At 75.8% G+C, this 8898-nt stretch carries 7 protein-coding genes; 1 reads left to right on the forward strand and 6 read right to left on the reverse strand.

The genetic code is table 11. The features are described 5' to 3' along the window. Positions 1–371: 371 nt before the first annotated feature. From ABD353_RS27505 to ABD353_RS27525, 5 genes are all read right to left on the reverse strand, one after another. On the reverse strand, positions 372–1160 hold the full coding sequence (locus tag ABD353_RS27505; RefSeq protein WP_344626377.1) for a methyltransferase domain-containing protein: 789 nt from the start codon (positions 1158–1160) through the stop codon (positions 372–374). A gap of 80 nt (positions 1161–1240) precedes the next feature. Continuing rightward, positions 1241–2602 carry a protoporphyrinogen/coproporphyrinogen oxidase gene (locus tag ABD353_RS27510; RefSeq protein WP_344626378.1) on the reverse strand — a complete coding sequence of 454 codons (1362 nt, stop codon included), beginning with the start codon at positions 2600–2602 and terminating at the stop codon, positions 1241–1243. Then, positions 2599–4212 (reverse strand): class I adenylate-forming enzyme family protein, encoded by a 1614-nt coding sequence (locus ABD353_RS27515; RefSeq protein ID WP_344626379.1) that lies wholly within the window; start codon positions 4210–4212, stop codon positions 2599–2601. The genes ABD353_RS27510 and ABD353_RS27515 overlap by 4 nt, the downstream gene beginning before the upstream one ends. After that, positions 4209–5186: a UbiA family prenyltransferase gene (locus ABD353_RS27520; RefSeq protein WP_344626380.1), complete on the reverse strand. Its 978-nt coding sequence runs from the start codon at positions 5184–5186 to the stop codon at positions 4209–4211. The genes ABD353_RS27515 and ABD353_RS27520 overlap by 4 nt, the downstream gene beginning before the upstream one ends. A 218-nt stretch (positions 5187–5404) precedes the next feature. Continuing rightward, the gene (locus ABD353_RS27525; RefSeq protein ID WP_344626381.1) at positions 5405–5707 is read right to left on the reverse strand and encodes a hypothetical protein; all 303 of its coding nucleotides are present in this window, start codon (positions 5705–5707) and stop codon (positions 5405–5407) included. A 399-nt stretch (positions 5708–6106) separates the two neighbouring features. Between ABD353_RS27525 and ABD353_RS27530 the strand changes: the two genes are divergently transcribed. Then, positions 6107–7468, forward strand: a complete 1362-nt coding sequence (locus ABD353_RS27530; protein WP_344626382.1) for a YhgE/Pip domain-containing protein — start codon at positions 6107–6109, stop codon at positions 7466–7468. A gap of 308 nt (positions 7469–7776) precedes the next feature. Here the strand turns inward: ABD353_RS27530 and ABD353_RS27535 are convergent, their stop codons facing one another. Beyond that, entirely contained in the window at positions 7777–8811 is a 1035-nt protein-coding gene (locus ABD353_RS27535; RefSeq protein ID WP_344626383.1) for an NsdA family TPR-like regulatory protein, read from the reverse strand. Positions 8812–8898 lie beyond the last annotated feature (87 nt).

An 8898-nucleotide genomic window follows, 5' to 3' on the forward strand; every position in this document is an offset into this window, starting at 1 on the left:
CCCCCCCCCCCCCCCCCCCAGGCCCCCCCCCACCGGGGCGCCCGGCAGCGCGCCCGGGGCGCCCGTGGCGGCGACCCCCCCGGCGGCGGCCGAGGCGAAGCCGACGCCCAGCGGCACGGGCCGGCCGCACCGGCGGCCGTGCACGTGCATCAGGCCGCAGGCGGCCTGCACGTCCGCCTCGCCGTGCAGCGGCAGCGCCACCGGCCCGGCCCAGGAGATCCGGCAGTCGATCCGGAGCGGGCCGTCCGCGAGGCCGAGGGTGCCGTCGGGGTGCCCTTCGGCGCGGTGGCCGAGGGCCCGCAGGTGTGCGGCGGCCAGGCCGAGGGCGGCCCGCGGCGGTGCGGAGGTGGCGAGTGCGCCGGTGGCGCCGCTCACGGGCGGCGGCCCTGGACGGTGTGCACCAGGTTGGAGCAGGCCCGGAAGTCCGGGTGCACCAGGATCTCCCGCAGCTCGGCGAGTTCGTCCTCGGTCAGCCCCGCGCGCAGCAGCGGCTCGCGCAGGTGGCGGGTGTTGTGGATCTGCAGTTGCAGCCCTGGCGAGCCCGGGGTCAGCGCGGTGACGTACGGGACGGCCTCCACACCGGCGAAGCCGGCCCGCCGCAGGGCGGCGGCGCACTCCCGGCCCCAGCCCTGGTGCGAGCCGCGCTCGCGGAACGCCTGCAACTTGGCGCGCTGGAACCGCTCGAAGAGCTCCTTGGCCCGGGCGCTCGGCGCGAGCAGCACGGGCGCGTACTCGGCGTCGAACTCCAGCAGGTGCAGCACCCCGCCGGGCCGCAGCGCGGTGAGCAGACGGCGGAGCACGGCCTCCCGCTCGGGCAGGTGGGAGAGCACCAGCCGGGCGTGGATCAGGTCGAACCCGCCGTCGGGCAGCTCGTCGTGGACGATGTCGTGGCGCCGGACGTCCAGGTTGGGACGCTCCGGCAGGGGCAGCGGCACCAGGTCGGTGGCGAGCACCCGGCCGGCGGGGCCGACCCGGTCGGCCAGCCAGACGGCGATGCTGCCGGCGCCGGTGCCGATGTCCAGGCAGTCCATCCCGGGGCGGACGCCGGCGCCGACCAGCCGCTCGACGGTGATCGGGTCGAGCCAGGCCGCCAGGCAGCGGTGCTGTTCGGCGGCGTGGCTGCCGGTGTTGTCGAAGAGGTAGGCGGGGGCGAGGGTCATCGGTCTCTCTCCGGTCCGTCGGCGTCGACGGGCACTGGTCGGCTGCGGGCAACAGGGCGTGCGGGCGTGCGGCGTGGGCGTCAGGGCACCGGGACGGGCCGGTCCGCCGCGTGGGTGAGCACCCGCTGCGCGGCCAGCCGGCCGGAGCGGACGGCGCCCTCGCTGCTCGGCCGGAGCATCACCCAGTCCCCGGCGTACTCGATCGCCCGGGTCGGCCGGGCCAGGAAGGCGGCCCGCTCCCGGACGGCGGCGGGTGCCGCCTGCGGCAGGCCGTGCCGGTACCGGTGCACCAGGGTGCGGACGGTGGCCGCCCGCAGGCCCGGGAGGAAGCGCTCGGCCTCCGCGCAGGCGATCTCCACCACCCGCTCGTCCGGCTCGTCCAGCAGCTCCGGGCTCGTCCACGGCGAGACGAAGACGTTCGCCAGGCCGCGGCCCTCGGGTGCCCGGCCGTGGGCCTTGAGGTGGTCGAGGACGATCCCGGTGCAGACCAGGCTCTCACCGGCCGGGACGGAGATCGCGTAGCTGGGGCTGCGGGTCGGGCCGGGCAGCGGCCGGTCCAGCAGGCAGGCCACCTTGAGCATCGGCGCGTACGTGCTCGCGGCCACGAATCCGCGCTCCTCGGGCGGGAGTCCGGGATGCAGGGCGAGCGCGACGGGGGCCGGCACGGCCAGCACCGCCTGCCGGGCGGTGCCGGCCGTGCCGTCGGCGAACTCCAGCCGCACGCCCCCGTCCTCCGGCCGGACGGCCGTCACCCGGGCGTCGAGGGCGACGTCGAGCCGGTCGGCGAGCGAGCGGGCCAGGGTGTCCATGCCGTCCCGGTAGGTCATCCAGCGGGCACCGGCGCCGCCGACCGAGAGCAGGGTGGCCACCATCGGCCCGATCGCCGAGGTGTCCGGCCGCCAGCCGAAGCAGTGGCTCGCCAGCGGCTGGAGCATTCCGTCGAGCAGTTCTTCGCGGCCGCCCGCGCAGTACTGACCGAGCGTCAGTTCGCCGCTGGGCGCGGTCTCCGGGTGGTCGGGGTCGAAGCCGCGCCAGCGCAGGGCCAGCTCGGTGGCGAAGCCGAGCCAGGCCAGCCGTCCGCGCCAGGAGAGCCCCGCACCCGTCAGCAGGCCCTTGGGGTGGCCGAGACGGGCGTGGGCGCGGCCGTGCCGCCAGAGGGCGAAGCCGCTCTCGACGACCGGCACCTCGGCCTCGGGGATGCCGACCGCCCGGATCAGTTCCCAGGTGGCCTCGTACCCGGCTCCGGCGATGGTCTCGGCGCCCTCGTCCACCAGGTAGCCGTCCACCCGGGTGGAGGCCATCCGGCCGCCGACCCGCCCGCTGCCCTCGAAGACCTTCACCTCGCGGCCGGCGGCGGCCAGGTGGTGGGCGGCGGCCAGCCCGGCGATGCCGGCGCCGACCACGGCGACGTCCAGCTCGGGGGTGCTCCCGACGGTGCTCATGTCCACCGTCCGCTGCCGAAGGCGGCCGTGCCGGCGAGGAGCCGTTCGCGCAGTTCGTGCCGCCGGACCTTCCCGGTGCCGGTGCGCGGGACGGCGTCCCGGTCGAGCACCACCGGCTCGGCGAGCGGCGGCAGGTCGTGGACGGCCCGCCGCCAGCGCTCGCCGTCGAGTTCGCCGTCGCCGGTGACCAGCACCGGCAGCGGGCGGCCGTCGGCGACGGCGAGCAGCACCGCCTCCTCGACCTCCGGCAGCCGGTCGTGGAGCACGTCCTCGACCTCGACGCAGCTCAGCCCCGGGACCATGTCCACCTCGCGGTCGAGCAGCAGCAGCCGCCCGTCCCGGGTGCGGACGCCGAGGTCGCCGGTGTTGAACCACGGCCCGGCCGCCTTCGCCTCCCAGCGGTCCGACTCGCCGAGGTAGCCGAGGCAGCGGGCGCCCGTCCGGGTCAGCACCAGGCCGGGCTCGCCGCGCCGGACGGGCGCCAGGGTGGCGGGGTCGACCACCTTGAGGCGCACCCAGCCCGGCAGCGGCCGGCCGAGGTCCCGGGTGGTCGGGTGGCGCTGCTCGCTGTCCGCCAGCGCCCCGCGGGTGAGGAAGCGGAAGGTGAGCGGCCCCGTCTCGGTCTGCCCCCAGCCCTGCATCCAGAGCGGGCGGCGCCGTTCGGAGGCGGACAGGAAGGTGCGGACGGTCGGCGGATGCATCGCGTCGAAGGTCGAGATGTACAGCCGCACGTCCCGGAACGGGTTCTGCGGCCCGGCCGCCAGCTGCTGCCAGCGGACGTAGGTGGACGGCAGCGCCTCCAGGATCGTCGGCGGGTGGCTGCGCAGCAGCGCGGCGGCGGTCGACGGGTCGGAGTCCGGCAGGATCGCGAAGGTGCCGGGTGCCCGCCAGAACGCGCTGGCCGTCCAGGTGACGGCGCGGCCGTGGGCGAAGGAGATCGCGCTGGCGACGGTGTCCTGGCGGCGGGCGGAGAGCACCGGCCAGCGGCGGGCCTCGAAGGCGGCCAGCCGGCGGATCAGCGTGCGGGTGGAGTGCACCACCAGCTTGGGGACGCCGGTGGTGCCGGAGGTGTGGTTGACGGTCAGCGGCGCGTCGTCGGGGCGGCGGTGCACGGCGGGCACGGGGTGGCCGCGCAGGTCGTCGGGGGTGAGGGCGCCCTCGGCGGGGCCGTCCAGGCAGACGGTGCGGCGGGCGAGCCGGGTGAGGTCGTGGCCGGCCGAGCGGGCGGTGCCCAGCACGTCCCGCTGGGTCACCAGGACGGCGGGCTCCAGCCGTTCCAGCAGCACGGCCAGGCCGTCCGGCGGCACCCGGTCGGAGAGCAGCGCCGGCACCGCGCCGATCCGGACGGCGGCGCAGGCGAGCAGCACGTAGTCCCAGTGGTTGCGCTTCACCACCGCGACCCGGTCGCCGGGCCGCGCGCCCGCGGCGGCCAGCCAGGCGGCCGTGTCGCGGACGAGGTCGGCGAGCCGCTCCGTCGTCCAGCTGCTGCCGCCGTCCGCGGCGAGGTCGAGCGGACGGCCGAGTTCGACCCGGATCGGCGGCCGTCGCTCGGCCAGCACCTCGAACAGCGGGCCGAGGTCCAGCGGCAGGGGCTTCACCAGGGCGGTCACGACAGGCTCCCGGTGAGCAGACCGGCGGCGGACAGGTCGACGGCGACCAGCAGGGCGCAGCTCAGCCGGTGCAGGTGGATGCCGAGCCGCCGGGCGAGCAGGACCTGGCCCTTGACGAAGCCCTGGTGCCACTGGCGCGCCCGCAGGACCAGCACCGGCGCCATCACCAGCGGGAACCACCAGGGTGCCACGCCCGCCACCGCGGAGCCGACCACCAGCGCCGCCTCCAGGGCCGAACAGCCCGCCACGAACAGGGCGTTGCCGCGTGACGGCAGGAGCACGGCGGCCGTCCTGCGGCCGACCGCGCGGTCGCCCGGGATGTCGTTGGTGTTGGAGTAGACGCCGAAGAGCAGGGGGCCGAGGCCGAACACCAGCGCCTGCACGGCGACGAAGGCGTCGAAGCGTCCGGTCAGCAGCCCGTGCAGCGGCAGGACGAACAGCCAGCCCAGCGCGGCGAGGAAGAACTCCTGGAAGCCGTTGTAGCTGATCCGCAGCCACCACGAGTACTGGAAGCCGAAGACCGTCAGGGCGAGCACCCCGGCCACCGCCCAGAGCGGGCGCGCCGGGGCCAGGGCCAGCGCGGCCAGCCAGCAGAGGGCGCAGGCGGCGGTGGACAGCCAGCCGAAGCGGATCGCCTGCGGCTCGGTGAGGGTGCCCGCGATCAGCGGCTTGCGGGCCAGCCGGCGGGCGGGTGCGTCCGGGCCGTAGTTGACCTGGTCGCTGCCGTCCCGGTAGCCGGTGACGTCGTCGAAGGTGCACATCGCGGCACTCATCGCGATCTCGCCGCCGAGGAAGAGCAGCAGCACGGCGAGGGTCGCCGTGGCGGTCGCGGCCGAGCCGCCCGGCAGCACCATGGCGGCGACCAGCGGGACGCTCAAGTAGTAGTCGTAGATGTCGAGTTTGGCCAGCCGGGCGTAGGCCCGCCAGGCGATCGGCGGTGACTCGGCGACGGCCGGTGCGGCGGCGTGCTCCACGGGATCGCTGTCCTCTCAACGGCGGCCGGGCCCGGGACGGAATGCCGCGGGGGCCGGAGAAACGGGCCGACCACGCTGACGGTGCGCCAATCCGCCGTGGCGGACGGTGAGTCGGCGATCTCATGATGGCATACGGATACCGTTCGGATGCATTCCTATGATGAGCGCAGAAACGGGCGGTCCATGGTGTGTTCGTCTGCGGACCGCCCGTTGTGGAATTACGCCGAGAAGCTCCCGGCGCCACCCGGGACGTGCGTGCCGTAGCCGGGCTGGACGGTCAGGCTCGGCCCGAGGCAGAACGGATTGCCGTAGACCTTCACCGGCCCGTCGGTCCGGTTCGCCAGCACATGGGCCAGGGCGGGAAGTTGGTTGCACCCGGACGGATCGGTGTACACGTCCAGCGGCTGGAACTCGGTGGAGAACACCACCACCGTGCCGGTCGCCGCCCGCGGGGCGGTTGCGGCGCCGGTGAGCGCCAGAACCGCGCCGGCGGCGGCCAGGGAGGTCAGGAATGCTCGCACAATCGTCCTTGCTGTCGATCGGTTCCCGCATTCTTCGCGGGCTCACCCCATCGATATCGTGCGCATACGTTTGAGTTCCATTCGCGGCGTCGGACAATCACCCGCCCGGCGGAGGGCATCGAATGCCCGTCCGGCCGTGCGGCCGCGGACTCCGGGAGCGTCCGCCGGCGGCGTCCGGTCGGGTGACACACGGCCCCCACCGATCGGCGGTCGCAGGCTGTGCCTGCCGAGCCGCGTACGGTCGATCCGGACGGACCCCGCCCGGCGGTCCGGCGCGCCCCGGCAGTGGCACGGCAGTCACCCCTGCAGTGGCACCGGCGGTGGCACCGGCCCGCGCGGGACCGTCCGCAGGGCGCCGACCCCCGACGGCGCCGGCGGGACGAGCGCAGGAGGCACCCCATGACACCGCCCACCCCGCCCGGCGCGGCCGAGCCGCCCGCAGCACCCGCCCCGCCACCCCCGCCATCCCCGTCCGGCAACGGTGCGACGGCGCTCCAGGTGCTGCGCAACCCCAGGATCTGGATCCTCCCGACCGCGCTGACCGGCGTCGTCGCGCTGCTGCTGTCCCTGCTCTACATGGGCGGCATCCTCAACCCCCGGATCGACCTCCACCGGGTGCCGGTCGGCCTGGTCAGCGCCGACAAGGGCGCCACCGTCGACGGCAAGCAGCAGAACCTCGGCGCGAGCATCACCGCCTCCGTCGCCGCCGCACCCGACCCGGACGAACGGGTCAACTGGCAGGTCCTCAGCCCCGACGAGGCGCAGCAGAAACTCGCCTCCAACCAGCTGTACGGCGCCCTGCTGATCCCCGAGGACTTCACCGCCTCCGTCGCCGGACTCGGCCAGCCGCCGACCGGCTCGCCCGCCCGCCCCACCGCCGTCGTCCTCACCAACCCCGGCTCCGGCAGCCTCGCCTCCTCCTTCGCCGCCTCGATCGCCACCGACGCCGCCCACCGCGCCTCGACCGACCTCGGCAAGCAGCTCACCGCCACCGCCGCACAGCGCGCCGCCCAGCAGGGCACCCAGGTCTCCAACCCGTCCGCCCTGCTGCTGGCCGACCCGATCACCGTCGAGACCCGGGTCGGGCACCCGATCGGCCCGCACAGCGGCCTCGGCCTCAGCGCCTTCTACTACACCCTGCTGCTGGTGCTCGCCGGCTTCCTCGGCGGCAACGTCATCGGCAACGGCGTGGACGTCGGACTCGGCTACACCGACAACGAGCTCGGCCCGTGGCACACCCGCCGGCGCACGATCCCGATCACCCGCCGCCGCACCTGGGTGGTCAAGTCGGTGATGAGCGTCGGGATCTCGCTGCTCACCTCGGCCGTCATCATGCTGGCCACCGTCTCGATCCTCGGCATGGACGCCTCGCACCTGCCGCTGCTCTTCGTCTTCTCCTTCTGCGCCAGCGCCGCCGTCGGCCTCGGCGTGCAGGCGATCAACGCCACCTTCGGCGGGATCGGGCAGCTGGTCAGCATGTTCGTGTTCATCGTGCTGGCCCTGCCGTCTTCCGGGGCGACGATCCCGCTGCAGGCACTGCCGGACTTCTACCGCTTCCTCGCCAGGTTCGAGCCGATGCGGCAGCTCAGCGACGGCGTGCGGGCGATCCTCTACTTCGACGCCCGGGCGGACGCCGGCCTCGCCCGCGCCTGGATCATGATCGGGGTCGGCACGGTGCTCGCCCTGCTGCTCGGCTGGGTGATGACCAGCTACTACGACCGCAAGGGCCTGCACCGGCTCGCGGCCGAATCCGCCGCCTGACCCGGCTGCCGGACCGCTCCGCGGGTGCGGTGCCTCCCGAACCGCTGCGCGGGGCGATCGCACTCAAGGGCCGGGCCGAGTCGGGCCGACCGGTGGGAGGGGGTACGGCTGCGGCGACTGTCTCCTCCACGGCCTCGGGGTGCACTGACGGGCAGAACGCGATCGGCTTTCACCAGCCTCCGCCCGAAGCGCCCGGATCGCCGCGATGACGCCCTGACGCCGTTGTCGTACGGGCGAGGGAACGTGTCGATCGAATGCGCCACGAAGGTGCGGTCGCGGAGGCGCTGCGGCTTCGAGCGCAGTGCCTATCACTGCTCCACTGCGCCGAACGCCGGCTGACGGACGGCGGTGGGCTGTCCGTGGTGGCGGGCCCGGGCCGGAAACAGGGCCGTACGGGAGTGCAGACCGCGGAGTTCGTGGCGCACCAGGGCGGGAAGGGCGACGCCGTCGCGGTCGGGCGAGAGCAGGGCGGGGGAGAGCAGGGCGAGGGCCGCGTCCCGGTCGCCGGCGCAGAGGTGGCAGTCGGCCAGCCGGACGGTGAACAGCAGCCGTGAGGACGGCAGTTGGTCCGGTCCGAGCAGGGCCAGCGCGGTGGCTGCCGCGTCGGCGGCGTGCCGGGCGGGCCGCGGGTCGCCGACGGCGGCGGCGACGTCGCGCAGGGCGGCGGCCGCACCGGCCTCCACCCGGAGCCGCATGGAGGCGATGGAGAGCCAGGCGGCGTCCGCCTCGTCGGGTTCGCCGATGTGGTCGAGGTGCAGCCGGGCGCGGGCGATGTGCCGGCCGGTCCCGCGGACGTCCCCGGCCAGTGCGTGGGCCCGGGCCCGGCCGATCCGGCCCATCGCGCCGGCCCAGTGGCGGTCGGGCGCGGCCCGGCCGATCGCCCGGGCGTAGCCGAGCGCGGAGTCGGCGTCGCCGTCGAGGCGGGCCAGGGTGCTCATGTCGCTCAGCGCGGCGACCTGGGTGGCGGGGTCGTCGGCCAGTTCGGACCAGGTGAGCGCCCGGTCGAAGCAGGCCATGGCGGTGGCCCGGCGGCCCTGCTGCATCCGCAGCACCCCGGCGGCGTGCGCGTACTCGGCCGCGAGCCGGGCCAGCGGTCTGCCCCGGGCGGCCGGCCCGGCGCCCAGCCGGGCGAGGACGGCCCGCAGGACGTGCTCCACCGTCTCGGCGGCGCCCGCCCGGACGGCCTGTTCGCCGCCCCGCAGGTGTGCGGCGAGCAGACCGGTGAGCGCGTGCACGGTGTCGGTGTCCGGTGGCGGCCCGCCCGGTCCGGCCGCGCAGAACGCCGCCTGGAGCGCCGCCATGTCCTCCGCCGACGGCAGCGTGCAGCCCGCGGCCGCGTGCAACGGGCAGAGCAGACCGTAGTCCGGGAGGCGTGCCGGGGGGGGGGGGGGCGGGGGGGGGGGGGGGGGGGGGCGGGGGCGGGGGGGGGG

Origin of the sequence: Kitasatospora arboriphila, from assembly GCF_039528095.1 — a bacterium.
GTDB classification, from domain to species: Bacteria; Actinomycetota; Actinomycetes; order Streptomycetales; family Streptomycetaceae; genus Kitasatospora; species Kitasatospora arboriphila.

Coding starts and splice junctions, on each gene's coding strand:
- ABD353_RS27505 (WP_344626377.1), bottom strand. CDS start 1,160: ATGACCCTCGCCCCCGCCTACCTCTTCGACAACACCGGCAGCCACGCC.
- ABD353_RS27510 (WP_344626378.1), bottom strand. CDS start 2,602: ATGAGCACCGTCGGGAGCACCCCCGAGCTGGACGTCGCCGTGGTCGGC.
- ABD353_RS27530 (WP_344626382.1), top strand. CDS start 6,107: ATGACACCGCCCACCCCGCCCGGCGCGGCCGAGCCGCCCGCAGCACCC.